This window comes from Kitasatospora sp. NPDC015121 (assembly GCF_055562955.1).
In genome coordinates, this window is record NZ_JBVHEH010000014.1 from 100,478 (window position 1) to 124,747 (window position 24,270).

24 protein-coding genes are annotated in these 24,270 nt (G+C 75.8%); 13 read left to right on the forward strand and 11 right to left on the reverse strand.

What is annotated here, in order from left to right; all coding sequences use genetic code 11:
• Nucleotides 1–88 precede the first annotated feature (88 nt).
• From ACZ3J7_RS21980 to ACZ3J7_RS21995, 4 genes are all read right to left on the reverse strand, one after another.
• Nucleotides 89–1,033 (reverse strand): NAD-dependent epimerase/dehydratase family protein, encoded by a 945-nt coding sequence (locus ACZ3J7_RS21980; RefSeq protein ID WP_465623666.1) that lies wholly within the window; start codon nucleotides 1,031–1,033, stop codon nucleotides 89–91.
• 349 nt (nucleotides 1,034–1,382) lie between these two features.
• Nucleotides 1,383–2,417 (reverse strand): hypothetical protein, encoded by a 1,035-nt coding sequence (locus tag ACZ3J7_RS21985; RefSeq protein WP_465623668.1) that lies wholly within the window; start codon nucleotides 2,415–2,417, stop codon nucleotides 1,383–1,385.
• A complete protein-coding gene (locus tag ACZ3J7_RS21990; protein ID WP_465623670.1) occupies nucleotides 2,414–4,027 on the reverse strand; it encodes a DUF3492 domain-containing protein in 1,614 nt (537 codons plus the stop codon). Before ACZ3J7_RS21990 ends, ACZ3J7_RS21985 begins: the two co-directional genes overlap by 4 nt.
• A 337-nt stretch (nucleotides 4,028–4,364) precedes the next feature.
• Nucleotides 4,365–5,285, reverse strand: coding sequence for an alpha/beta fold hydrolase (locus ACZ3J7_RS21995; RefSeq protein ID WP_465623671.1), 921 nt, complete (start codon nucleotides 5,283–5,285; stop codon nucleotides 4,365–4,367).
• 230 nt (nucleotides 5,286–5,515) lie between these two features.
• On the opposite strand from ACZ3J7_RS21995, the gene ACZ3J7_RS22000 reads away from it, so the two are divergent.
• From ACZ3J7_RS22000 to ACZ3J7_RS22010, 3 genes are all read left to right on the forward strand, one after another.
• Nucleotides 5,516–6,172 (forward strand): TetR/AcrR family transcriptional regulator, encoded by a 657-nt coding sequence (locus ACZ3J7_RS22000; protein ID WP_465623673.1) that lies wholly within the window; start codon nucleotides 5,516–5,518, stop codon nucleotides 6,170–6,172.
• A gap of 140 nt (nucleotides 6,173–6,312) precedes the next feature.
• Nucleotides 6,313–6,540: a DUF3107 domain-containing protein gene (locus ACZ3J7_RS22005; protein ID WP_033259101.1), complete on the forward strand. Its 228-nt coding sequence runs from the start codon at nucleotides 6,313–6,315 to the stop codon at nucleotides 6,538–6,540.
• A gap of 139 nt (nucleotides 6,541–6,679) precedes the next feature.
• A complete protein-coding gene (locus ACZ3J7_RS22010) occupies nucleotides 6,680–6,955 on the forward strand; it encodes a hypothetical protein (RefSeq protein WP_465623676.1) in 276 nt (91 codons plus the stop codon).
• A gap of 10 nt (nucleotides 6,956–6,965) precedes the next feature.
• Here ACZ3J7_RS22010 and ACZ3J7_RS22015 read toward each other — a convergent pair whose 3' ends face one another.
• Nucleotides 6,966–7,691, reverse strand: coding sequence for a ferritin-like fold-containing protein (locus tag ACZ3J7_RS22015; RefSeq protein WP_465623679.1), 726 nt, complete (start codon nucleotides 7,689–7,691; stop codon nucleotides 6,966–6,968).
• A 576-nt stretch (nucleotides 7,692–8,267) separates the two neighbouring features.
• Between ACZ3J7_RS22015 and ACZ3J7_RS22020 the strand changes: the two genes are divergently transcribed.
• The 5 genes from ACZ3J7_RS22020 (at nucleotide 8,268) to ACZ3J7_RS22040 (ending at nucleotide 14,244) form a co-directional block, all read left to right on the forward strand.
• Nucleotides 8,268–10,949, forward strand: coding sequence for a DEAD/DEAH box helicase (locus tag ACZ3J7_RS22020; protein ID WP_465623681.1), 2,682 nt, complete (start codon nucleotides 8,268–8,270; stop codon nucleotides 10,947–10,949).
• A gap of 147 nt (nucleotides 10,950–11,096) precedes the next feature.
• Nucleotides 11,097–11,960, forward strand: a complete 864-nt coding sequence (locus tag ACZ3J7_RS22025) for an alpha/beta fold hydrolase (protein WP_465623683.1) — start codon at nucleotides 11,097–11,099, stop codon at nucleotides 11,958–11,960.
• Nucleotides 11,961–12,326: 366 nt separating this feature from the next.
• The gene (locus ACZ3J7_RS22030; RefSeq protein ID WP_167544100.1) at nucleotides 12,327–12,470 is read left to right on the forward strand and encodes a hypothetical protein; all 144 of its coding nucleotides are present in this window, start codon (nucleotides 12,327–12,329) and stop codon (nucleotides 12,468–12,470) included.
• A gap of 248 nt (nucleotides 12,471–12,718) precedes the next feature.
• The gene (locus ACZ3J7_RS22035) at nucleotides 12,719–13,357 is read left to right on the forward strand and encodes a DUF6758 family protein (protein ID WP_014137947.1); all 639 of its coding nucleotides are present in this window, start codon (nucleotides 12,719–12,721) and stop codon (nucleotides 13,355–13,357) included.
• 38 nt (nucleotides 13,358–13,395) lie between these two features.
• Nucleotides 13,396–14,244, forward strand: coding sequence for a PHP domain-containing protein (locus tag ACZ3J7_RS22040; RefSeq protein WP_465623691.1), 849 nt, complete (start codon nucleotides 13,396–13,398; stop codon nucleotides 14,242–14,244).
• Nucleotides 14,245–14,283: 39 nt separating this feature from the next.
• On the opposite strand, the gene ACZ3J7_RS22045 is transcribed toward ACZ3J7_RS22040, so the two are convergent.
• The gene (locus tag ACZ3J7_RS22045; protein ID WP_465623694.1) at nucleotides 14,284–14,928 is read right to left on the reverse strand and encodes a suppressor of fused domain protein; all 645 of its coding nucleotides are present in this window, start codon (nucleotides 14,926–14,928) and stop codon (nucleotides 14,284–14,286) included.
• A gap of 438 nt (nucleotides 14,929–15,366) precedes the next feature.
• Here ACZ3J7_RS22045 and corA point away from each other — a divergent pair, with 438 nt between their 5' ends.
• The gene (gene corA, locus ACZ3J7_RS22050) at nucleotides 15,367–16,482 is read left to right on the forward strand and encodes a magnesium/cobalt transporter CorA (protein ID WP_465623698.1); all 1,116 of its coding nucleotides are present in this window, start codon (nucleotides 15,367–15,369) and stop codon (nucleotides 16,480–16,482) included.
• Nucleotides 16,483–16,516: 34 nt separating this feature from the next.
• Here the strand turns inward: corA and ACZ3J7_RS22055 are convergent, their stop codons facing one another.
• Nucleotides 16,517–17,437, reverse strand: coding sequence for a DMT family transporter (locus ACZ3J7_RS22055; protein ID WP_465623701.1), 921 nt, complete (start codon nucleotides 17,435–17,437; stop codon nucleotides 16,517–16,519).
• 184 nt (nucleotides 17,438–17,621) lie between these two features.
• On the opposite strand from ACZ3J7_RS22055, the gene ACZ3J7_RS22060 reads away from it, so the two are divergent.
• The 4 genes from ACZ3J7_RS22060 to ACZ3J7_RS22075 all read left to right on the forward strand — a co-directional run bounded on the left by ACZ3J7_RS22060 (nucleotide 17,622) and on the right by ACZ3J7_RS22075 (nucleotide 21,390).
• Nucleotides 17,622–18,155: a pyridoxamine 5'-phosphate oxidase family protein gene (locus tag ACZ3J7_RS22060; protein ID WP_465623704.1), complete on the forward strand. Its 534-nt coding sequence runs from the start codon at nucleotides 17,622–17,624 to the stop codon at nucleotides 18,153–18,155.
• Between the two features lie 115 nt (nucleotides 18,156–18,270).
• Complete coding sequence (locus tag ACZ3J7_RS22065) at nucleotides 18,271–19,557, forward strand: magnesium transporter MgtE N-terminal domain-containing protein (RefSeq protein ID WP_465623706.1); 1,287 nt, start codon at nucleotides 18,271–18,273, stop codon at nucleotides 19,555–19,557.
• 46 nt (nucleotides 19,558–19,603) lie between these two features.
• The gene (locus ACZ3J7_RS22070; protein ID WP_465624105.1) at nucleotides 19,604–20,173 is read left to right on the forward strand and encodes a DUF1003 domain-containing protein; all 570 of its coding nucleotides are present in this window, start codon (nucleotides 19,604–19,606) and stop codon (nucleotides 20,171–20,173) included.
• 56 nt (nucleotides 20,174–20,229) lie between these two features.
• Nucleotides 20,230–21,390 (forward strand): Mrp/NBP35 family ATP-binding protein, encoded by a 1,161-nt coding sequence (locus tag ACZ3J7_RS22075; RefSeq protein ID WP_465623707.1) that lies wholly within the window; start codon nucleotides 20,230–20,232, stop codon nucleotides 21,388–21,390.
• A gap of 118 nt (nucleotides 21,391–21,508) precedes the next feature.
• Here ACZ3J7_RS22075 and ACZ3J7_RS22080 read toward each other — a convergent pair whose 3' ends face one another.
• From ACZ3J7_RS22080 to ACZ3J7_RS22095, 4 genes are all read right to left on the reverse strand, one after another.
• Complete coding sequence (locus tag ACZ3J7_RS22080) at nucleotides 21,509–21,976, reverse strand: hypothetical protein (protein WP_465623709.1); 468 nt, start codon at nucleotides 21,974–21,976, stop codon at nucleotides 21,509–21,511.
• Between the two features lie 55 nt (nucleotides 21,977–22,031).
• Nucleotides 22,032–22,844 (reverse strand): protein phosphatase 2C domain-containing protein, encoded by an 813-nt coding sequence (locus tag ACZ3J7_RS22085; RefSeq protein ID WP_465623711.1) that lies wholly within the window; start codon nucleotides 22,842–22,844, stop codon nucleotides 22,032–22,034.
• 16 nt (nucleotides 22,845–22,860) lie between these two features.
• Nucleotides 22,861–23,511, reverse strand: a complete 651-nt coding sequence (locus ACZ3J7_RS22090; RefSeq protein ID WP_465623715.1) for a hypothetical protein — start codon at nucleotides 23,509–23,511, stop codon at nucleotides 22,861–22,863.
• 217 nt (nucleotides 23,512–23,728) lie between these two features.
• A complete protein-coding gene (locus ACZ3J7_RS22095) occupies nucleotides 23,729–24,148 on the reverse strand; it encodes a sec-independent translocase (protein ID WP_465623717.1) in 420 nt (139 codons plus the stop codon).
• Nucleotides 24,149–24,270: the final 122 nt, after the last annotated feature.

The following is a 24,270-nucleotide window of genomic DNA, read 5'->3' on the forward strand; positions in this document are numbered from 1 at the left end:
GCGGGTCCAGTGGGTGAGATGTCCGACACCGGATGCCGAGACCTCGGCTCCCCGGGCCAATCCCCCGGTCAGGCCCGGCCGTTCCGGATCACACCCGGCAGGCCGTCTCCAGCCAGACGTCGCCGAGCGACTCCTCCAGCGGCACCTGCGTCCGCCATCCGAGACGGTCCCTGGCGGTCCGGACGTCGGCCTGCCGCCACTGCACCGGCTCGACCACCGTCCGCGCGTCCGCCGCCCGCGGCCCCTCCGCACCGGCCTGCTGCGCGGGCAGCACCACCTGCCGGGCGTCCTCGGTGACCGTGCCCTCGAAGCCGGACGCCCGCACCAGCAGGTGCGCCGCGTCCCGGGCCCGGACGGCGTGGCCGGAGCCGATGTTGATCACCCCGGTGGCGGCCGAGACCGCGGCCGCCTGGATCGCCCGCGCCACGTCCCGGACGTCCACGAAGTCCCGGTGGCCGGACAGGTCGGGCATCCGCACCTGGTTCTCGTCCTGCTCCAGCGCCCGCCGCAGGCCCTCCGCCAGCCGCCCGAACAGCGAGGCCGTCGGCGCGCCCGGCCCGACCACGTCGAACACCCGCAGCACCAGCGCGTCCAGCCCCGAGTTCAGCACCAGCTCGGTCCCCGCCAGCTTCGACACCCCGTACGGGCCGACCGGGCGCGGCTCCGCGCTCTCCGGGATCGGCCCGCCGGGCTGCGCCGGACCGTACTCGGCCGCCGAACCGACGTGCACCAGCCGCGCGGGCTCCCGACTGCGCCGGATCGCCTCGCAGACCGTCGCCACCGCGAGCGTGTTCGACCGGATCAGCGTCCGCGACGTCCCGTACGTGGCCCCCGCGCAGTTGATCACCACCTGCGCGGCCACCGCGTCCAGGAACCGCGCCAGCGCCCCCGGACTCCCCGCGGCCAGGTCGAACCGGATGTCGGCGGAATCGCCCCGCCCCAGCACGGTCACCTGGAGCCCCTCCTCCGCCAGCAGCCGGTCGGCCACCCGCCGGCCGATGAACCCGTCGGCCCCCAGCAGTAGCACCCTCATCGGGTCCCAGTCCTTCCCTCGGGCCCGGTACCAACCGGGCAGCACACGATCTGATCGACACACCGGCCCGCGACGGCACCGGCGACGGCACGGACACCGGCGCACCGGCCCCGGCGCGACCCCCGGGCCCGGGCCGACGGCCCGGTCACCGGACACCCGGCCACCACTGCGTCCCGCACCGGCCGGGCCCCGGCGGCAGCCGGGCACCCGACCGCACGAGGCGGAACCGCCCGCGCGGCACCCCGGCCCGACGGCCCCGGCGCGGTCACCGTCCGCCCCGCCGTCCGGCCCCGCTCACCGCCGGCCCGCCGCCCGGCCGCCGGGCTCCCGGCCCGGGTGGGTACCGCTCTCACCGGTACGCCTCCGGTCTCGTCGACGGTGGCCAGGCGCAGCCGGCCAGCAGGACGGCCGGGCCGAGCACGGCGGCGGCCAGGCCGCCGGCGGGGGAGGCGCCGAGCCAGTGGGCGGGGGCCGGGAGGGCCAGGGCGGTGGCGCCGGTGGCGGCGGTGAGGAGGGTGACCGCGGCGGCGGCCGGGCGGCCGGCGTCGCGGACGGCGTCGGCCAGCAGCGGCAGGACGCCGAGCAGCAGCAGCGCGGCCCAGCCGGTGGCCGACAGTCCGTCGGTGGCGGCCCAGCCGAGTGCGCCGAGCACGGCCAGCTGCGCCAGCACGGCCAGCGGCAGCGCGGGCCGCAGCCGGGAGCGGAACTCCCCCAGCGTGGCGGCCGCGCCCTGTCGCTGACCGAACCGGCGCAGCCAGGCCGCCGCCCAGCCCGCGCCCGCCCCGCCGAGCGCCGCGGCCGCGGCCGCGCCGGGCGCGGCGGCGGCGAGCAGCGCCAGCAGCGCGCCGGTGCCGGCGCCCCGGCCGAGCGCGGCCCACGGGGGTGCGCCGCGGCCCGGGCGGGCGGCCGGTTCCTGCTCCGTCGGCCCCCATCCGTCCGGTCCGGGCGGCGGCGGGGCGCCGTCCGCGCGGGTGGTGAGCAGGCCGGCGCCCGCGCCGAGCAGGACGGCGGCCGTCCCGCCGGGCAGGCCGCCGAGCGTCGTGGCGGGCAGCAGCGGCAGCAGGTGGGCGGCGGCGCCGCGGAGCGCGGCGAGCGGCAGGGTGCGCAGCGGTTCGACGGGCGGCAGCGGTTCGCGGACGGGCGGGCGGCGCGGGACGCGGGCGTACAGCTCCTCGGCGAGGCCGAAGACGTCGGCGTGCCGGTAGCGGGTGGCGCCGTCGGCGGCCAGGCCGGAGTCCTCCAGGGCGGCGGCGATCTCCAGCGGGTCGACCGCCTGTTCGCACAACTCCCGGTTGGCGTCCAACAGTTCGCGCACCGGATCGACCGTCCCGCCGCTCACCGCGCCTTCGCCCACCGCACCGCTGCCCACTGCGCCGCCGCTCACAGCGCCTCCGCGAGCGCGGGGCCGGCGGCCGCCCGGGCCGGGCCCGCGCCCGCCCGCGCGGGCTCGTCGGCCGTCCGGACGGGCTCGTCGGCCTCGGCCTCCTCGGTGGCCGGTCCGGCGACCCAGTACTCGGCGGGGCGGGCGAACGGCGTGGTCCGGGTGCCGGGGCGGGCCGGGAAGGCGGGGTAGCGGGAGACCAGTTCGAGGTAGATCTCGCGGAAGGCGCCGACCACGGGTTCCACGGCGAAGCGTTCCTGCGCCCGGAGCCGGCCGGCCAGGCCGAGCCGGGAGCGGCGCTCGTGGTCGGTGAGCAGGGCGAGGCAGGCGGCGGCGAGGGCGCGCGGGCTGCGCGGGGGCACCAGCAGGCCGGTGGGACCGAGCACCTCGCGGGCGACGCCGACCTCGGTGGCGATCACGGCGCGTCCGCTGAGCATGGCGTCGGCGAGCAGCCGGGGGCTGCGCTGGGCGAGCGCGCTGAACACCGCGACGCTGCCGGACGCCCAGGCCTCGGCGGAGCTCTCCGGCCGTCCGGCGAACTCGACGTCGGCCGCGACGCCGAGCCGTTCGGCGATCGCCCGGCAGTGCGCGAGGTAGCCGGGCGCGCCCTCCTCGCCGTACATCCGGAGTCTGGCGCCGGGCAGTTCGGCCCGGACCCGGGCGAAGGCGTGCAGCATCAGTTCGGGGTCGCGGCCGGGCTCCAGCGCGCCGCCCCAGACCAGGGTGGGCGCCGCCGGCTCCTCGCCGGCGGCGGGCCGCCCGGTGGCGGGGGTGCCCTCGTGGACGATCCGGGTGCGGTCGGCGTCGCCGCCGCAGCGCTGCTGCCACTGCCGGTCGTACTCGCTGCCGGGGGTGAGCACGCCGGCCTTCCGGTAGGTCTCCTCGGTGAGCTGCCGGAAGAACGACAGCAGCAGGGCGCGCACCGGCCAGCGGTACGGGGCGCTGCGGTAGCCGCGGTACTGCTCGCGCAGGTGCAGGCCGTGCTCGGTGACGACGAACGGCACGCCGTGCAGTTCGCGGGCGACCAGCGCGGGCAGCGCGGCGGGTCCGCCGCCGACCACGTGGCACAGGTCGGCGCCGCCGAGCCCGGCCGGGCCGGTGCCGTACCAGGGCGCGGAGAGCGGCCGCAGGCACTGCTCCAGCAGGTCGGCGGCGACCAGCACGTCGCGGACCAGCGGCTGGCCGCCGGCGGTGTCGGCGCCGGGCATCCGCCAGGCCCGCTCCAGCACCCGGTGCGCGTGGCCGGAGGCGAGGAACGCGGGCAGCGCGTCGTCCTCCCGCCCGAGCGCGGCCAGCCGGTAGAGCGCGGGCCCGAACCCGGCCCGCTCGCCGGGCATCACCAGGGCGCGGACGAGCTCCTCGTACGCCCTGGCGTAGGCCCGGCGGCGCAGCGCGGTCGGTCCGCGCCCGCCGGGGCGGCGGCCCCACATCGGCAGTTCGTGGACGCCGTGCAGGCCGCGGACGCCGGTGGGCGGGGCGGGGCGGTCGGCGGGCAGCAGCCGGTAGAGCCGGAACTCGTGCTCGCGCAGGCCGTCGACCAGGCGGCCGCACCAGCCCCCTTCGCCACGCTGCGCGTTGGTGAGGGTGCCCTCGGTGAGCAGAGCGATGCGCACGACGCCTCCAGAGCAGAGCGTTTCGACTGGGTTCGCGGCCCTACGACACAGGGGAGTGCGTCCGTGCGCGACGGCCGTCCGGCCGGCGTCCGCTCCCCGCGTCCGCCGTCCTCGCCGTCTCGCCCCCCACACCTGTTCGGTCCGACAACACGACGGTAGAGCTCCGGGCCGATCCCCCTAGGGGCCCGGCCCGGCTTGCCACACCATCGAGTGAACGCCCGTGACCTCGCGCGTCCCCGCCCCGTTTTCGGGCTTCGCGCCGCGTGCGCCCGGCGTGCGCCCCGCTCCCCCGCTGTGCTCTCCGTCGGTCCCGGCCGGTAGCGGCCGGTCCCGGTCGCTACCGGCCGGCCCGCCCGGCCTCGGCCAGCAGTTCGCGGACCGCGCGGGCGACCGGCTCGGGGTGCTCCAGCATCGCCACGTGCCCGGAGTCGGGCAGCACCAGCAGCCGGGCGTCCCGGAACGCGGCGCAGGCCCGCCGGGCGGAGCGGTAGGAGACCAGCTTGTCCTTGAGCCCGTAGACCAGCAGCACCGGCGCGGCGACCTGCTCGGCCTGCCGCCACAGCGCCTGCCCGCCGCGCTCGGTGTAGGCGGTGACGATCCCGCGCGCGGACCCGGCCAGCACGCCGAGGGCGTACGGGAGCGCGGCCCGGCGGCGGTACTCGGCGACCGCGCGGGCCCGGCGGTGGGCGGGGATGCCGGCCGGGTCGGCGTAGACCAGCCGCAGCAGGTCGGCGGTGGCGGTCTCCGGGTCGGCGGCCGGGCCCCGGCGGCGGACCAGCTCGGCGACGCCGGGCACGGCCAGCAGCCCGGTGGACCAGGCGGTGCGCTGCGGGGGCAGCTCGGGCAGCGCCGGGGAGATCAGGGTGAGGCTGCGCACCAGGTCGGGGCGGAGCGCGGCGAGCCGGACGGCGACCGCGCCGCCGAGCGAGTTGCCGAACAGGTGGACCGGCCCGCGGCCGCTCTCCTCCAGGTAGCCGATGACCGCCCGGACGTGCCCGGAGACCGACAGGTCGCCGTCCGGCGGCGGCGCGGAGTGCCCGAAGCCGGGCAGGTCGACGGCCTCGCCGTCGACGTCGCCGGCCAGCAGGTCGAGCAGCTCCAGCCAGTTGTCGGCGGACCCGCCGAGGCCGTGCACGAACAGCGCGGGCGGCAGGTCCGCGCGGGGCGCGGAGTGGCGGCTGACGGCCAGCACCGCTCCGGGCACCTCGACGGTGCGGTGCGGCTCCAGGGCGGCGAGGGGGTGCGGGGCTGCGCTCATGGAGCACGATCGTAATGACGGACCCGGCCGACACGGCCGGTCACGGGGCCGTACTGCCCCCGTCACGAGCCCGTCTCGACCTGTGGACAGGCCTGGTCCGCGCCGTATTGTGGGGTCCCGACAAGGGTGGTTGTGCGCTTTACTCGGCTTCACCCGCGCGCGTGCGGGTTACCGAAAAGTAGAATCAATCACCCTGCCAGTCCAACGCAGACCGTGAAGTGAGGAGCGCCGTGACGGCCATCCAGGAGGCGCAGGAGCGCCCGCGCGGTGCCCGCCTGCCGCGAAGCGCCCGCCGTGAACAACTGCTCGGAGCCGCCCAGGAGGTGTTCGTCGCCCAGGGCTACCACGCCGCCGCCATGGACGACATCGCCGAGCGGGCCGGTGTCAGCAAGCCGGTGCTGTACCAGCACTTCCCGGGGAAGCTGGAGCTCTACCTCGCGCTGCTGGACAAGCACTGCGACGCCCTGGTCGACGGCACCCGGGCCGCGCTGGAGGCGACCAACGACAACAAGCAGCGGGTCGCCGCGACCATGGAGGCGTACTTCCACTACGTCTCCAGCGAGTCCGGCGCGTTCCGGCTGGTCTTCGAGTCGGACCTGACCAACGAGCCGGCCGTGCGCGAGCGGGTCGACCGGGCCACCGACCTGAGCGCCACCCTGGTCTCCAAGGTGATCGCCGAGGACACCGACCTGCCCGAGGCCGAGGCGAAGCTGCTCGCGGTCGGCGTCTGCGGCCTGGCCCAGATCACCGCCCGCTACTGGCTCACCCAGGACGGCGAGATCCCGCGCGACGAGGCCGTCCGGCTGGTCGCCAGCCTGGCCTGGCGCGGCCTGAAGGGCTTCCCGATGCACCCCGCCCAGGAGGGCGCGGCCGACCCGGCCGACTGACCGCGGATTCGGCCCTGAGCGGACCGGCCCCCGACCTTCGCCTCCGGGCGGCGTTGCTGCCTTAAGGTGATGCCCGTACGGCGTGCCCACCGCGAACGGCGGTCGGGCGCGCGCGGCCAGCTACCGGAGGGACGGAAGCCGTGGAGGTCAAGATCGGCGTGCAGAACGCGAACCGGGAGATCGTCCTGGAGAGCGCGCAATCTGCCGAAGAGGTCGCGGACGCGGTCGCCAAGGCCCTGGACGGCACCAGCAAGCTGTTCACGCTGTCCGACGAGCACGGCCGCCGGGTGCTGGTTCCGGCCGACCGGCTCGCGTACGTCGAGATCGGTGAGCCGAACGTCCGCAAGGTCGGTTTCGGCACGCTCTGAGCCCGCGCTCACCGGCGCCCCGTCCCCCCGCCCGGGGGACGGGGCGCCGTGCTGTGCGTACGCGCGGGTCCTGGCGGGTAGGCGCTGTGCTGCCGCGGCACGGCCGCCGCGGCGGCGTCGCGCGCCCCGGGAGGCAGCCGTGTGGGAGACGACCGCGTTCGTGCTGATCGGGCTGACCGTCGGGCTCGGCGCCCTGCTGCTGCGCCCGGACCTGTACCCGGGGCCGCGGGCGATGCCGGTCGGCACCGCCCTGGTGGTCGCGGTGCTGGGCGGCCGGATCAGCGGCTACGTGCTGAGCGGCCACGCGCCGCTGCTGCAGCTGGCGGTCGCGCTGGCGGCCTCGGCCCTGCTGGTGACGGTGCCCGCCCGCCCGGACCTGCGGCCCGGACGCCGCGGCCGGCACCGCCACGGCTGAACGGCCCCGGCTAGGAGGCCAGGCCCAGCACGGCCATCCGCTTGGTGTGGGCCTCGGTGATCCGGTTGAACATCTTGCCGACCTCGACCAGGTCGAAGCCGCGCACCTCGGCCCCGCCGACCAGCAGGTTGGACAGCGCGTCCCGCTCGGCGACCACCCGCTGCGCCTGGCTGAGCGCCTCGCCCATCAGCCGCCGCCCCCACAGCGCGAGCCGCCCGCCGACCCGCGGGTCCGCCTCGATCGCCTGCCGCACCCGCTCGACCGCGAACTCGGCGTGCCCCGTGTCGGACATCACCCGCAGCACCAGGTCCCGGGTGTCGTCGTCGAGCCGGACGGCCACCTCGCGGTAGAAGTCGGTGGCGATCGCGTCGCCGACGTAGGCCTTGACCAGGCCCTCCAGCCAGTCGGACGGGGCGGTCATCCGGTGGAAGTTCTCCAGCGGCTCGACGAACGGCTCCATCACCGCGACCGGGTCGGCGCCGACCTCGGCCAGCCGGTCGTGCAGCAGCTGGAAGTGCTGGTACTCGGCGGAGGCCATCCGGGCCAGCGCGGCCTTCTCCTCGATGCCGGGCGCGAACTTGGCGTCCTCGGCCAGCCGCTCGAAGGCGCTCAGCTCGCCGTACGCGAGCGCGCCGAGCAGGTCCAGCACGGCCGCCCGGTACTGCGGGTCGGCGGCCCGGGCCGCCCAGGGCCCGATCGAGTCGGTGCGTCCGTCACCGGGTTCCTGAGTCTCCATGGCCACGACCTTAGTGGTCCCGCCGGACCCCCGGATCCGCCCTCCGACCGGCCCGCCGACGGGGTGCGGCCGCCCGGAGTAGCCGCCGTCACGTGTTCGAGTCGTCGCTTGACTGTATGGTAGGTGGTGAGGCCAGGTGTAAGACCGGCGCGGCCCGTCCGTACGACGGCAGGCCGCGCAGTCGTGCCCGGCGGCGTTCGGCCGCCCGGTGCAGCACCCGGCGCTCACGTACGCGGATGCCCGGTCGGAGACCCGATCGGCTCCGACCTGGCCCGAGCCTCGGGCCCAGGCACCGCATCAGGCCGAGCGAGGGCCGCCGCGGATCGCGCCGACAGCGCGCCGCACGACCCGTTCGACGGGACGCCCTCCCCCGCGCCGCCCGCCCGACGCGCCCCCACGGGGGCCGCCCGGGCACGGCAGGACGCGTTCGGGCTCGGCCCTCCACACGGAAGAGGCAGCACCCTGTCCACCACCGCTGAACCCATCAAGACGACCTTCCGCGAGCTCGGCATCCTCGCGGAGACCGCCGAGGCCCTGGAGGCGGTCGGCATCGTCCACCCGTTCCCGATCCAGGAGATGACCCTGCCGGTCGCGCTGAGCGGCCACGACGTCATCGGCCAGGCCAAGACCGGCACCGGCAAGACCCTCGGCTTCGGCCTCCCGCTGATCGAGCGGGTCGTGGTCCAGGCCGACGTCGCCGCCGGCCGGGCCACCGCCGAGCAGCTCACCGAGAGCCCGCAGGCCCTGATCGTCGTCCCCACCCGCGAGCTGTGCACCCAGGTCACCAACGACCTGCAGACCGCCGGCAAGGTCCGCAACGTGCGCGTGCTGGCCGTGTACGGCGGCCGCGCGTACGAGCCGCAGGTCGAGGCGCTGAAGAAGGGCGTCGACATCGTGGTCGGCACCCCCGGCCGCCTGCTCGACCTGGCCGGGCAGCGCAAGCTCGACCTGTCCAAGGTCCGCTCGCTGGTGCTGGACGAGGCCGACGAGATGCTCGACCTCGGCTTCCTGCCGGACGTCGAGAAGATCATCACCATGCTGCCCGCCAAGCGGCAGACCCTGCTCTTCTCGGCCACCATGCCCGGCCAGGTCATCTCGCTGGCCCGCCGGTACATGAGCCAGCCCACCCACATCCGCGCCGCCGCCCCGGACGACACCGGCACCACCGTCGCCAACATCGAGCAGCACATCTTCCGCGCGCACTCGCTCGACAAGGTCGAGATGGTCTCCCGGATCCTGCAGGCCGACGGCCGCGGCCTGGCGATGATCTTCTGCCGCACCAAGCGCACCGCTGCGGACGTCGCCGAGCAGCTCACCAAGCGCGGCTTCGCGGCCGGCGCGGTGCACGGCGACCTCGGCCAGGGCGCCCGCGAGCAGGCGCTGCGCGCCTTCCGCAACGGCAAGGTCGACGTCCTGGTCTGCACCGACGTCGCCGCCCGCGGCATCGACGTCGAGGGCGTCACGCACGTCATCAACTACCAGTGCACCGACGACGAGAAGACCTACCTGCACCGGATCGGCCGCACCGGCCGGGCCGGCGCCTCGGGCACCGCCGTCACCCTGGTCGACTGGGACGACATCCCGCGCTGGCAGCTCATCAACAAGGCGCTGGAACTGCCGTTCAACGACCCGGAGGAGACCTACTCCAGCTCGCCGCACCTCTACGAGCTGCTGCGCATCGCGCCCGGCACCAAGGGCGTCCTGCCCCGCTCCGAGCGCACCCGGGCCGGCCTGGCCGCCGAGGAGGTCGAGGACCTCGGCGAGACCGGCGGCCGAGGCGGACGCGGTGGCCGCGGCGGACGTGACGCCCGCGACTCCCGTGACAGCCGTGAGGGTCGTGACAGTCGTGACAGCCGTGAGGGTCGCGACGGCCGCGACTCGCGCGGTGGACGGGGCGGCGCCCCCGAGAGCGCGGCCCCGGCCGAGCGCCCGGCCCGCCGTTCCCGCGAGCGTCGCCGCACCCGTGGCGGCAGCACCGCCGTCGCCCCCGAGGCGACGCAGTCCGTGCAGTCCGTCGAGCAGCAGCAGCCCGTCCCGACGGCCGGCCCGGACGCGACGGCCACCCCGGTCGAGGGGCGCAGCCCGCGCCGCCGCAACCGCAGCCGCCGGGGCGGCTCGGCGGCTGCCGTCGAGACCGCCGCTGCGGTCGAGGCCCCGGTCGCCGTCGAGGCCCCGGCCCCGGCCGTCGAGGAGGCCGCGGCCACCGCCCGCACCCCGCGCAAGCGCACCCGCAAGCCGGGCGCCCCGGCCGTGGAGCAGGTCGCCACCGAGGCCGCGGCTCCGACCGCCGCCGCCGAGCCGGTCGCCGTCGTGGCCGAGCCGGTCGCCGCCGAGCCGGTGATCCGCTCCCGGACGCCGCAGCGGCGACCGGTGCGCAAGCCGGTCACCTCCCTGGTCTCCCCGAGCGAGGAGTCGGCGGCCCCGGCCCCGGCACCGCGCAAGCGGGCCGCCAAGAAGGCCGCCGCCCCGGTGGTCGAGACCCCGGTCGCCCAGGCCCCGGTCGCCGAAACCTCCGCCCCGGCCCCGGCCGCCGTCGAGGAGACCCCGGCCACCGCACCGGCCCCGCGCAAGCGGGCCACCCGGAAGGCCGGCTCGCCGACCGTCGAGACCCCGGCCGCCGAGACCCCTGTCGCCGAGACCTCCGCCCCGGCGGCCCCGGCCTCCGTCGAGGAGACCCCGGCCACCGCACCGGCCCCGCGCAAGCGGGCCACCCGGAAGGCCGGCTCGCCGATCGTCGAAACCCCGGTCGCTGAGGCCCCGGCCCCGGCCCCGGCCGCCGTCGAGGAGACCCCGGCCACCGCACCGGCCCCGCGCAAGCGTGCGGCCAAGAAGGCCGTGGCCACCGAGGCCCCGGCCACCGAGGAGGCCGCCGCCCCGGCCCCGCGCAAGCGGGCCACCAAGAAGGCCGTGGCCACCGAGGCGCCCGCCGCCGAGGAAGCCCCGGCTCCCGCGCCGCGCAAGCGCGCGACCAAGAAGGCCGTCGCCACCGAGGCGCCCGCCGCCGAGGAGGCCGCCGCCCCGGCGCCGCGCAAGCGCGCGGCCAAGAAGGCCGTGGCCACCGAGGCGCCCGCCGCCGAGGAAGCCCCGGCTCCCGCGCCGCGCAAGCGGGCCACCAAGAAGGCCGTCGCCACCGAGGCGCCCGCCGCCGAGGAGGCCGCCGCCCCCGCGCCGCGCAAGCGCGCGGCCAAGAAGGCCACGGCCACCACGGCCGAGGAGATCCCGGCCCCGCGCCGGACCCGCAAGGCCGTCGAGCAGTAACCGGCTGCACCCCGCAGGGGAGGGCCGACCGCACCCGGTCGCCCTCCCCTGCGGCGTTCCCGCGCGGGTCCGCCGCGCCCGCCCGTCCGGCTGCGTAGGGTGAGCCCCGTCGCGTCGGGTGGTCGTCGAGGTGAGGGGCCGCAGCGGATGAGTACGCCGCCGTTCTTGAAGTTGCCGTCGTGCGTGCGGGCGGGCCGGGTGGCGGGGCTGGCCGTGCTGTGGGGCGAGCCGGCCGGGGCGGTGCGCGGCACGGCGCTGCTGGTGCCGGGGTTCACCGGCAGCAAGGAGGACTTCATCGCGCTGCTGGAGCCGCTCGCCGGGGCGGGTTTCCGGACGGTCGCGGTGGACCTGCGCGGCCAGTACGAGTCCGCCGGGCCGGACGACCCGGCCGCGTACACCGTGCCGGCGCTGGCGGCGGACGTCCGGGCGGTGACGGCCGCGCTGGGGGTGGACGGGCCGGTGCACCTGCTGGGGCACTCGTTCGGGGGGCATGTGGTGCGCGAGGCGGTCCTCGCGGCGCCGGGCGGCCTGCCGTGGCGGACGTTGACGCTGATGTCGACCGGTCCGGCGCTCGCCCCGGCGGAGGCGGGCCGGATGGCGCTGCTGCTGGACGCGCTGGGTTCGATGGACCTGGAGTCGATCTGGCAGGCGATGCGGCAGCTGGAGGGCGAGCGGGTGCCGCCGGTGGAGCCGGAGATCGAGGAGTTCCTGCACCGCCGCTGGCTGGCGAACCACCCGCTGGCGCTGGCGGCGGCCGCCGCGCACCTGGCGGCGCCCCCGGACCGGGTGGCGGAGCTGGCGGCGGTCGGCGGCCTGCCGAAACTGGTGCTGTCCGGCGAGCGGGACTACGCCTGGCCGGTCGGGGAGCAGTCCGCGATGGCGGAGCGGCTGCGGGCGGCCCGGTCGACGGTGGCCGGCGCGGGCCACTCGCCGAACACCGAGCGGCCGGCCGAGACCGCGGAGTTCCTGGCCGGTTTCTGGTCCGATCCGGGTCACGGGCGGTCTGCCTGACGGTCGTTCAGAAGTCGGCTCCGGTTTTCGCGCGACAAGAATCGTTAGCTCGGGTAATATTTGATTTCGTCCGGGATCAGTACCCTCCGGCGGCCGCACCCTCCTCCGGCCACCGGGACCACGGATTTAACCGGCGGGCAACCGCCGGGAAGCAGCGTCGCGGCACAGTGAGTCATCGAGGCACCCCAGCCTCCCTCCAGTGCCGCAAGGAAAATGCCGCTGACCGAGTCCTGCTTGAGAGTGGGGGAGCGACGGGTGACCACACCTGCCGGACGTCCGACCCAGCCCATGCCGACGAGCCACCGTCCGGTGGCCGACCGTCGGCCGAGTCCGCCTCGGAGCACGAGGACGGGAAGGGAGAGGCCCATGCGTTTCGAGATCCTTCGACTGGACCACGCCGGAACGGAGACCGACCGGCTGATCGCCGACGCGGAGACCGTCTCCGAGTACCTGAAGACCGCCGCGCAGACCGGCGAACGCCTGTACATCCGGCCGTGCAAGGCCGTGTGAGCGGACGCGGACGCACCTCCGAGTCGTCCGACGTTCCGATACCCGACTGACGCCCCGTCACCGCAGGAGACTCCTGGGATGACGGGGCGTCAGTCTGTTCGGGGGCCGCGACCTGCGGGGGTTTGGCGGCGCCCCGGCCGGGACATCACCTCAGCCGGACCCGGGCCGTCGCCGGGGCGGCTCGTGACGCACTCCTTACGGGTGATCGTCCTTGACGCAGCACTCCGGAGGGAGGACCGTTGTCGGTTATGAGGGGCGAGCCAAGCTGCCCGAGGTGCGCCGGTCGGGTCCGCGCCCCCGGCCTCTTCTCCGACACCTGGCAGTGCGACCTGCACGGCGCCGTCCACCCGATGCAGCCGGTGCTCCCCCCGAGCATCGAGGCGCTGAACGTGGCGGTGAACCGTTCGCAGGTGCCGGTCTGGCTGCCCTGGCCGCTGCCGGTCGGCTGGCTGTTCACCGGCATCGCGCACGCGGGCGACGACCTCTCCGGCGCCCGGGCCACCGCCGTCGCCTGCTCCGGCCCGGCCCCGCTGGGCGGGTTCGGCGAACTGGTGCTGGTGGCCGAGGAGCTGGGCATCGGCCTGGGCGCCCGGTACGCCGGGCTGGACGGCCCCGACCCGGGCGACTCGGTGGCGCTGTACAAGCCGGCCGACGCCAAGCTGATGGCGGCGGGCCGGCCGACCCCGATGTTCCACGTGCCGGGCGCGCCGGACGACCGGGCGGTGTACGTCGGCGAGGCGCGCGGCCTGTGGCTGTGGGCGATCGCCTGGCCCGAGCAGTCGGCGTTGCTGATGCACGACGAACTGGTGCTGACCGACCTGCGGGACGCGGGCGCCGAGCTCGGCCTGCTGCCCTGCGGGGCGCTCACGCCCCGTCTGCTGGGCTGAGCCCGCCCCGGCCCGGCGGGCTCCCTATCCTGGGCGGCATGCGCATCGATCTGCACGCCCACAGCAACGCCTCGGACGGCACCGACTCCCCCGCCGAACTGGTCGCCAACGCGGTCGCGGCCGGGCTGGACGTGGTGGCCCTGACCGACCACGACACGGTGTCGGGGCACGAGGAGGCGGCCGCCGCGGTGGCCGGGACGGGGCTGGTGCTGGTGCCGGGCGCGGAGCTGTCCTGCCGGGTGGACGGCATCAGCATGCACCTGCTGGCGTACCTGTTCGACCCGGCGGAGCCGGCCTTCGCGGCGGAGCGGGAGCTGGTGCGCACCGACCGGTTCCGGCGCGGGCGGGCGATCGTGGAGCGCTGCCGGGAGCTGGGCGCGCCGATCAGCTGGGAGCAGGTGGAGCGGATCGCGGGCGACGGCTCGGTGGGGCGTCCGCACATCGCCTCGGCCCTGGTGGAGGCGGGCGTGGTGGCGACCGTCTCGGACGCGTTCACGCCCGAGTGGCTGGCCAACGGCGGCCGGGCGGACGTCCGCAAGCACGAGACCGACCCGGCGGTGGCCGTCCGGCTGGTCCGGGCGGCGGGCGGGGTGCCGGTCTTCGCGCACCCGGGCGCGGTCAAGCGCGGGCGGACGGTCCCGGACGCGGTGATCGCCGACCTGGCGGCGGCCGGCCTGGGCGGCCTGGAGGTCGACCACGTCGACCACGACGACGAGACGCGGGTCCGACTGCGCGGCCTGGCCGCCGAGTTGGGCCTGTTCACCACCGGCTCCAGCGACTACCACGGCGCCCGCAAGACCGTCCGGCTGGGCGAGCACACCACCGACCCGGCCGCGTACGAGCGGCTGCTCGCCCAGGCGACGGGCGCCGCGCCGGTCACCGGCTGACGCCCGCCCGTCCGCCAGGCCGCCCGCCCGCCCGTCCGGTCAGTCCAGGGGGACGCCCCGGCGGGCGGGGTCGCGCAGGTCGGTGCCGTGCCGGAGCCAGCGCTCCTGGAGGGCCTCGGCGCCCTGGACGCGCTTGAAGGCGGCCTCGTTGGGGGTCATCGGGAGCAGCGGGAGGAAGCGAACCGGGTCGGCGGGGGCGGGGAGGTCGAGGTCCTCGACCAGGCCGCCGGGTTCGGCGGCCAGCACCGAGGTGAAGGGAGCGCCGGTCCACAGCGGGGAGCCGAGGTCGAGGGAGCCGCCGGGCGCCACCACCAGGCCCTCGACCTGCGGGCTGGCGGCGAACACTGCGAGCGCCCTGTGCGCCTCGTCGCGGCCGCCGCGGACGGTCAGCACCAGTTCGGCGCGCGGGCCGCGCACCGGGTCGGCGACCGGGGCGGTCGGGTCGGCCATCGGGGCGGCGGCCATGCCGAGCGTGGCGTACCGGACCAGGCCGTCGGCGTCGGGGCCGAAGCGCAGCACCTCGATCCGGTCCGCGCCGACGAAGGTGACGGCGGCCCGGCCGGTGGGCTCGCCGAAGGTGCCGGTCAGCCTGGCCTCGACCAGGGTGAGGACGGTCTGCCGGGAGGGACCCTGGTGGCCGTCCGGGTTCGAGAAGTCGCCGAAGTGAGGGAAGTCGTGCGCCATGCGGCGACCTTAGCGCGGGCGCGCCGCACCCAACCTTGGCGCGACCTTTACCCTGCGGTCGGCGAACTCCGGGGCGCGAGCCCGGGAAGAGCTGTTAATGTGAGCGGTCGGCCTTGTGAATGCGAACCAGGGCCGCGACGGCCCCCGCGCGGGCCCCGGCGTGGAGGAGGTGGTCACGGTGGACAGCAGTCGACCATGCAGTACCGGCAGCTCTCTCCGGCCCACCCCGGCCCGCCGCCAGCGCGGCTGACCAGGTCCACCCCGCAGCGTCGCGCGCGGCCGAGAGAGCACCTTCCCCGTGGCTGATCCGACGAAACCCGCCCAGCGAACGGCTTTCTGACACTTCCTCAGCCCCGGCGTGTCCACCGGTGTTTTCCGCCGTCGCGCTCCCCCGCCGTGCCCGGGGGCGTGCCGGTCCGGCCTTAGGGAGCCCGCGCCATGTCGATGATCAACAACCTGCGCGCCGCCGTCGTCCGTCCAGCCCGCCGCCGGGTCGGCGACTCGTTCGAGTCGCGACCCGGCGACACCCCGTCCGCCGTGGTGGACTGCGCGGTCTACCAGCAGGGCAAGCGGGCGGGCGAGACGTGCAGCCCGCGCGAGGCCGCCCGGCAGGTGCGGGCGGCGCACCAGATGGGCCCCGGCTCGTTCAGCTGGATCGGGCTGCACGAGCCGACCGAGGCCGAGTTCGAGGGCATCGCGCAGCGCTTCGGCCTGCACCCGCTGGCGGTGGAGGACGCGGTGCACGCGCACCAGCGCCCCAAGGTCGAGCGGTACGACGGCATGCTGTTCGCGGTGTTCAAGACCGTCCGCTACGTCGAGCACGAGCAGCTGACCCCGACCAGCGAGGTGATCGAGACCGGCGAGCTGATGGTCTTCGCCGGCCAGGACTTCGTGATCACCGTCCGGCACGGCGCGCACTCCTCGCTGCGCGCTCTGCGGCACCGCCTGGAGGCCGACGCCGAGGGCACCGGCCTGCTCGCCAAGGGCCCGGCCGCGGTGCTGCACGCGATCGCCGACCACGTGGTGGACAACTACCTGCTGGTCGCCGAGCGGCTGCAGAACGACGTCGACGAGATCGAGTACGACGTGTTCGCCAACAAGGGCGGCCGCGGCGCCGACGTCGGCCGGGTCTACCAGCTCAAGCGCGAGGTGCTGGAGTTCAAGCGCGCCGTCACCCCGCTGCTGCGGCCGATGGTGCAGCTGTCCGAGCCCACCGCGCGGCTGGTCGACCCGGAGATGCAGAAGTACTTCCGGGACGTCGCCGACCACCTGGCCCGGGTCAGCGAGCAGGTGCACGGCTTCGACGAGCTGCTCAACTCACTGCTGCAGGCCAACCTGGCGCAGGTCTCGGTCGCCCAGAACGAGGACATGCGCAAGATCACCGCCTGGGCCGCGATCTTCGCCGTCCCGACCATGATCACCGGCGTGTACGGGATGAACTTCGAGAACATGCCCGAGCTGAAGTCGACGTACGGCTACCCGGCCGTGCTCGGCGCGATCGTGGTGATCTGCGTCGGCATGTACCGGGGCTTCCGCCGCAACGGCTGGCTGTGACGGCGCGCCGGGCGCCCGGCCCGGCGGGGCGCCGTCAGCGGCGCTCCGCCCGGGCCACCAGCACCAGGCCCAGCAGGATCAGCCCGACCGCCGGGTAGGACGCCGCCGGCGGCCACTGCCCCAGCCACACCGCGGCGATCAGCGCCGCGCCCGGGGTCTCCAGCAGGATCGCGGTCGAGGTGATCGACGGGCCCAGGGTGCGCACCACCCGGTTGCTCAGCGAGTGCCCGAGCAACTGCGCCGTCACCATCAGCAGGAAGATCTGCCACCACACCCCCGCCGACCAGCCGCCCAGCCGGACGCCCGTCAGCAGGCAGGCCGCCAGCAGCGCGACCGCGCAGGTCGCGTAGCAGACCAGGGTGTACGCGGTGGTCGAGACGGTGCGCCGCACCTCCGCGCCCAGCAGCATGTAGCCGGCCGCCGCCGCGCCCGCCGCCAGCGCCAGGCCGTCGCCGAGCAGGGCGTGCGCGGAGACCGACAGGTCGACGCCGGTCAGCACCAGCACGCCGACGAACGCCACGCCCGTCCCCAGCCAGACCAGTCGCGGCGCCCGCACCCCGAAGGCCCGCATCAGCAGGATCGTCCACAGCGGGGTGGTGGTCACCAGCGCCGTCGCCGAGGCCACCGAGGTCATCCGCAGGCTCGGCATCCACAGCGCGAAGTGCAGCGCCAGCAGCACGCCCGCCGCCATCGCCAGCAGCAGGGCCCGCCGGGAGACGGCGCGCAGCTCGGCCAGGTGCCGCCACAGCGCGTACGGGCCGAGCACCGCCACCGACATGGCGTTGCGCCAGAACGCGATCGCCAGCGCGGGCGCGGCCGTCGCGCTGATCAGCGGCGCGGAGAGCGAGATGCCCGCGATCGACACCGCCAGCAGCATCAGGTCGGTGCGCGGCAGGTCCCGCCGCTCCCCCAGGGCCGGGGGTGCGGCGGGGGCGGTGGTGCTGGCGGCGGTCACGGCGCTCCTTCGGGCAGTGAGGTCGGGCGGTGCGGCGGCGGGGGCGGCGGGTGCGGGTGCGGCGGGCCCGGGCGGTCGCGCGGACCGGGGACGGCATACACGGTAAGGGCTGTCCGGCGATGACGGCACTGTCGTCCGGGGGATGGGACCGGCCCGTGACCGCCCAGGCCTTACGCTGTGCGGCATGGAGCGCACGACGACCCCGAGCCCGACCGACCTCCTCGACCGGGCACTGGTGGAGGAAGCCGCCAAGAAGTCCGGCCTGCTCTGGGTCCAGCCCGCCGGGCAGCCGTACGCCCGCCCGCTCTGGCACGCCTGGCACGACGGCGCGATCGTGGTCGTCGGCGACGGCTCCGAGCAGCCCCTGCACGGTCTCGCCGCCAGCGCCTCCGCCGCGGTCACCCTGCGCAGCAAGGACAAGTGGGGCCGCCTGGTCGCCCTCACCGCCGCCGTCACCCGCCTCGAACCCGGCACCCCCGCCTGGGACGGCGCCGTCGAGGAGCTCAGGGGCAAGCGGCTGAACGCCCCCGACACCGACACCATCGGCGACCGCTGGGCCCACGAGTGCCACGTCCTGCGCCTCACCCCGACCGACGCCCCGCTCGCCGCGCTCCCCGACGACGCCCTCGCCGCCGCCCCGCTGCCCACCCCGGCCACCACCCGCGAGCCGGTCCCGGCCGGCCTGCCCAAGCTGCTCCTCAAGCGCCGCAAGCGCTGACGCGCGGCGGCTCCCTCCCCCGTTTCACGGCTTCCCCCTCGCGCCGACACGCCCGCTCCCCGCTCCGCGGCTAGATTTGGGGGATTGTGTCCGTTTCCGCCGGAGGGAGTCTCGTGTGGCGGGTCCAGGCAGCCGGGTCTTCATCTCGCACCTGTCCGGGGTGGCGGTGTTCGACCCGAACGGCGACCAGGTGGGCCGGGTCCGGGACGTGGTCGTCTCGCTGCGGCTGGGCGGGCGGCCGCCCCGGGTGCTGGGGCTGGTGGTGGAGGTGGTCGGGCGGCGCCGGATCTTCCTGCCGATGACCAGGGTGACCAGCCTGGAGTCCGGGCAGGTGCTCTCCACCGGCCTGCTGAACATGCGCCGCTTCGAGCAGCGCCCGTCCGAGACCCTCGTGCTGGCCGAACTGCTGGACCGCACCGTGACCCGGACCAAGACCGCCGACGAGGTGACCGTGCTGGACGTGGCGATGGTGCAGACCCGGCTGCGCGAGTGGGAGATCGACCGGGTGTTCGTGCAGGTCGGCCGGCCCAGCCGGCTGCGCAAGGCCAAGGGCGAGCAGCTGCTGCTCGACTGGTCGGCGGTGACCGGCTTCTCGCTGACCGAGGAGGGCCAGGGCGCGGCCAACCTGCTGGCCACCTTCGAGCAGCTGCGCCCGGCCGACCTGGCGAACGTCATGCACCACCTGTCGGCGAAGCGCCGCGCCGAGGTCGCCGCGGCGCTGGACGACGACCGGCTGGCCGACGTCCTGGAGGAGCTGCCCGAGGACGACCAGGTGGAGATCATCGGCAAGCTCCAGGAGGAACGCGCCGCCGACATCCTGGAGACCATGGACCCGGACGACGCCGCCGACCTGCTCTCCGAACTCCCGGAGGCGGACGCCGAACGCCTGCTGCGCCTGATGGAGCCCGCCGAGGCCGAGGAGATGCGCCGCCTGCTCTCGTACGAGGAGGACACCGCGGGCGGCCTGATGACCACCGAGCCGATCGTGCTGGAGCCGGACGCCTCGGTCGCCGAGGCGCTCGCCCGGGTCCGGGTCTCGGACACCAAGCCGGCGCTGGCCGCCCAGGTGTACGTGTGCCGCCCGCCGAACGAGACCCCGACCGGGACGTACCTGGGCACCGTGCACTTCCAGCGGCTGCTCCGGGAGCCCCCGTACACGCTGGTCGGCTCGCTGGTGGACGACGACCTCGACCCGCTGCCGCCGAACACCCCGCTGCCGCTGATCACCTCCTACCTGGCCACGTACAACCTGGTGGCGGCGCCGGTGGTGGACGAGGACGACCACCTGCTGGGCGCCGTCACCGTGGACGACGTGCTCGACCACCTGCTGCCGGACGACTGGCGCGAGGGCGCGGCGCACGGCATCGACGCGGCGGACGGCGAGGTGCGCGGTGGACGGTGACCGCAAGCAGCGCAGCGACTCCTCCGGCCAGCGGATCCAGGGCGAGCTGCGCGAACTGCGGCAGCTGCGCGAGCTGCGGGCCCGCGAGCAGCGCGGCCGCCGCGAGGAGCGGCCGTCCCCCGCCGGCCCCCGCTCCCGGCTGGACCAGCCGCGCACCGGCCGGCCCGGGCTGGTCCGGCTGCCGACCTGGGACCCGGAGGCGTTCGGCAAGCTCTCCGAGCGGATCGCGCGCTTCCTGGGCACCGGGCGGTTCATCGTCTGGATGACGGTGGTGATCATCGCCTGGGTGGTGTGGAACACCGTGCTGCCCGAGTCGGTCCGCTTCGACGACTACCCCTTCATCTTCCTCACCCTGATGCTCTCCCTGCAGGCCTCGTACGCGGCCCCGCTGATCCTGCTCGCGCAGAACCGCCAGGACGACCGCGACCGGGTCAACATGGAGCAGGACCGGGCCCGCAGCGACCGGAACATCGCCGACACCGAGTACCTCACCCGGGAGGTCGCGGCCCTGCGCCAGGGCCTCGGCGAGGTCGCCACCCGCGACTTCGTCCGCTCCGAACTGCAGGCCCTGCTCAAGGAACTGGACGACCGCCGGGAGTCCGCCGACACGCTGTGACCGGCGGCACGCTACCGGCGAGTCGGGGGCGGGGCCGGGCGCCGTACCATCAACACATGGCCAACGAGACAGAGGTGGCGGCCGGGGTGACGGAGCAGTCCGTCCGGGAAGCCCTGGCGAGCGTCCACGACCCGGAGATCAACCGCCCGATCACCGAGATCGGCATGGTGAAGTCCGTCGAGGTCGGCGACGGCGGCGCGGTGAAGGTCGCGGTGTACCTCACCGTCTCCGGCTGTCCGATGCGCGAGACGATCACCCAGCGGGTCACCGACGCGGTGTCCGCCGTCCCCGGCGTCAGCGGCGTCGCCGTCGAACTCGACGTGATGAGCGAGGAGCAGCGCCGCGAACTCTCCACCCTGCTGCGCGGCGGCGCCCCCGAGCGGGAGATCCCGTTCGCCAAGCCCGGCACCCTGACCCGGGTGTACGCGGTGGCCTCCGGCAAGGGCGGCGTCGGCAAGTCCTCGGTGACCGTCAACCTGGCGGCCGCGCTGGCCGCGGACGGCCTGAAGGTCGCCGTGGTCGACGCCGACATCTACGGCCACAGCGTGCCCCGGATGCTGGGCGTCGAGGGCCGGCCGACCCAGGTCCAGGACATGATCATGCCGCCGTCGGCGAACGGCGTGAAGGTCATCTCGATCGGCATGTTCACCCCGGGCAACGCCCCCGTGGTGTGGCGCGGCCCGATGCTGCACCGCGCCCTCCAGCAGTTCCTCGCCGACGTCTACTGGGGCGACCTCGACGTCCTGCTGCTCGACCTGCCGCCCGGCACCGGCGACATCGCCATCTCGGTCGCCCAGCTCGTCCCGAACGCCGAGATCCTGATCGTCACCACCCCGCAGATGGCCGCCGCCGAGGTCGCCGAGCGGGCCGGCACCATCGCCCTGCAGACCCACCAGAAGATCGTCGGCGTCATCGAGAACATGTCGGGCATGCCCTGCCCGCACTGCGACGAGATGATCGACGTCTTCGGCACCGGCGGCGGCCAGACCGTCGCCGACGCCCTCACCCGGACCGTCGGCGCCACCGTCCCCGTCCTCGGCTCCATCCCGATCGACGTCCGCCTCCGCGAGGGCGGCGACGACGGCCGCCCCGTCGTCCTCGCCAATCCCGACTCCCCCGCCGGCGCCGCCCTCCGCACCATCGCCGGCAAGCTCTCCGGCCGCCAGCGCGGCCTCTCCGGCCTCTCGCTGGGGCTGACCCCGAAGAACAAGTTCTAGGCCGGGCCCGAACCCGGGCGCAACCACGACGGCCCCGGCGGATGCCGGGGCCGTCGTGGTTCCGCCCGCGCCACCTCGCCGCCGTGTGCGCGGGACGATCCGGCCGGTCCTTGTGGGGTCAGTCGGTCTTGGTGCAGGCCGGGCGGTCGGGCCAGGAGACGTAGGCGCCGATGCGGGCGTCGCCGGTGACCGCGAGCTGGGTGAAGTGGTGGGAGCCGCCGGGGCCGTATCCCCGGCGGGTCAGTTCCTGGCAGAGGGCGAGCGCCGCCGGGGCGTCCGTCGTTTCGGAGTCGACGCCGACCTGGAGGGCCCGGCCGGTCAGGCCCGCGCCCTCGGGGAAGGCGGCGAGGACCTCGGCCGGGACGATCGATCCGTGGCGCACTCCCGGGAGGCAGCGCACTTCGGCGGGCAGGGGCTCCTCGCCGGGGGCCGACGGGGGGTCCGTAGCGGCCGGGCAGGTGGTGGTGGTGGTGGTCTCGGCGGGCCGGGCCTCGGCGGGCTTCCCGGAACCGTGCGAGGTGCACCCGGCCGCGGCGAGGGCCGCGAGGGCCGCGACGGCGAGACGGACCGGCAATTGGACGCGCAATGTGAACTCCCCCTGGTCGGAGGGCAGATGCTATCGCGAACGGCCGGGGCGGGGGCTACGGACGGACGAGGAGCGCGGTGGCGTCGTCGTGGGTCTTGGGGCGGGGCCAGCGGGTGTGGTGGGGATCGGTGTGTTCGAGGGCCCGGGTGTGGTCGATGAGGGCTTGCGGGCCGTGGGTGTCGAGGAGGTCGAGGAGGGTGGGCCAGTCGGTGGTGGCGAAGTCGTCGACGGGGCGGGCGGCGCCGTCGGTGAGGAGGGCGGCGCGGCGGAGGGCGGCCCAGGGGGCGGTGCCGGTGAGGGCGTGGGCGGCGGCGGCGGGGTCGGGGCCGGCCACCCAGTAGCCGCCGGGGGTGTTCATGGCCTGGCGCTGGGCGGTGGCGAGGAGCGCGCGGCGGGCCGGGTCGGGGAGGCCGGCCAGGCGGTCGGCGTGCTCGACGAGTTGACGGTCGGTCAGCTCGCCGACCCGGTGGTCGGAGACCGCGCGCAGGCCGTCGTCGAGGTCGAGCAGGACGGTGGAGTCGGCGAGCACCAGCCACTCGACGCGGTCCTCGGCGCGGCGCAGCAGGGCGACGGTGGCGGTGGGCGTCATCGGGTCGGCGAGGTCGCAGCCGGGGCCGTGGCCGCGGGCGGTCTCGGCGAGCGCGTCGGCCAGGCAGTCGGCGAGCGGCCGCCGCCCGTCCGGGGCGCGTCGCAGCAGGGCCGCGCCGAGGGTGCGGACGAACCAGGGGACGCCGTGCCGGCAGCCGGTGCCGGTGCCCGCGGGGAGGCCGGCGCCGTCGAGCAGCAGGGCGGTGTCCGGGCCGGCCAGCGCGTGGTCCTCGTTGGGGCGGTCGGGGTGGCCGGGGGCGGTGGCGAGGGATATCCGCATGCGGGGTTCCGAGGGCCTACCGGCCGTCGTAGGTCTCCAGGTCGGCGACGGCGGTGAAGCCGATGCCGTACGCGGAGACCGAGCGGCCGTGGGCGCCGATCAGGACGCCGGGGGCCTCGCCGGCCAGCACCCAGCCGTGTTCGGACTCGCGGTAGCGGAAGGGCTGCGGGAGGCCGTTGACGGGGAGGGTGAGGGACGTCCAGGCGGGGCCGTCGAGGTCGTCGGCGAGGTCCCAGGCGAGGGCGGACTGCTGGTCGAGCCAGTTCTGCCGGAGGGCGCGGTCGAGGTTGCCGGGCCAGGTCGCGGCGAGCAGGCCGGAGCCGGCCAGCCAGGCGGCCGAGGAGGCGGAGGTGGCCTCCAGGGTGCCGGTGTTGTCGGCGCTGCGGCGGACGTCGCGGCGGGCGACGGTGGTGACCACGACGAAGCGGCGGGTGTCACGCGGTTCGGGGCCGCGGGCGGGCTCGTCGCCGTGGCCGAGGGTGCCGTAGTCGGGGGCCCCGGTGTCGGCGGCGGCGCGCTGGCCGGTGCCGACCTGGCCGAGCCAGCGGCGCCCGGTCCAGCCCTCGTCGAGGCCGTACCAGGGGAAGTCGGCGGCGCGGTAGCCGGCCAGCGGGTCGGCGGCGCGGCGGGGGGCGGCGGTGCCGCCCGTGCGGTGCGTGGCGTCCACGGCGGGCTTCTCCTCGACTGTGCTGCTACCCGGGCGGGCTCCATGGTGGCGCACCCGGGCCCTTCCGTCCGGAAGACCGGGCCGGTGGCGGCCGGTCGTGACGGAACCCGCGGGTCCGCCGTCCGGAGGGGTAGAGGACACGATAGCGGCGCGGACGGCGATGCCCCGCCTTGCCGGAGCAGGACGGGGCGTCGTCGGGTGGTGCGGGGCGCGGCCCTCAGGTCGCGTCGGGGTCGAACGGGGGCCGTTCGCCGGCCGCCAGGGCCGGGCCGGCGGACGCGGTGGTCGCGGCCTTGGCGAAGTCGACCGAGGCGGTGGGCGTCGGGGTGGAGTCGCCGAGCGCGGACTTGAGGTCGACGCTGTCCTTGAGGTCCTTGAGGCCGAGCGGGTCCTCGCCGTCGCCGAGCAGCTGCTTGCGGACGAAGGTCTTCGGGTTGAGGTCCTCGAAGTCGAAGTTCTGGAACTCCGGCCCGAGTTCGCTGCGGATGTCCTCCTTCGCGTTGTCCGCGAAGGAGCGGACCTTGCGGATGAAGCCCATCGTGTCCTGGATCAGTTTGGGCAGCTTGTCCGGACCGAAGATCACGATCGCCAGGACGACGATCGTCACGACCTCCAGTCCGCCTATGTCTCCGAACACCTGAACTCCCCAGCACCCGACAACGCTGAATCAAGGGTAAACGCGGGCGGCCGCTCCCCCGGTCCCCGGAGGATGAAACCGTGGTAAAGACCACCCGGGTGACCGGCGTCGACGGCGTGCCG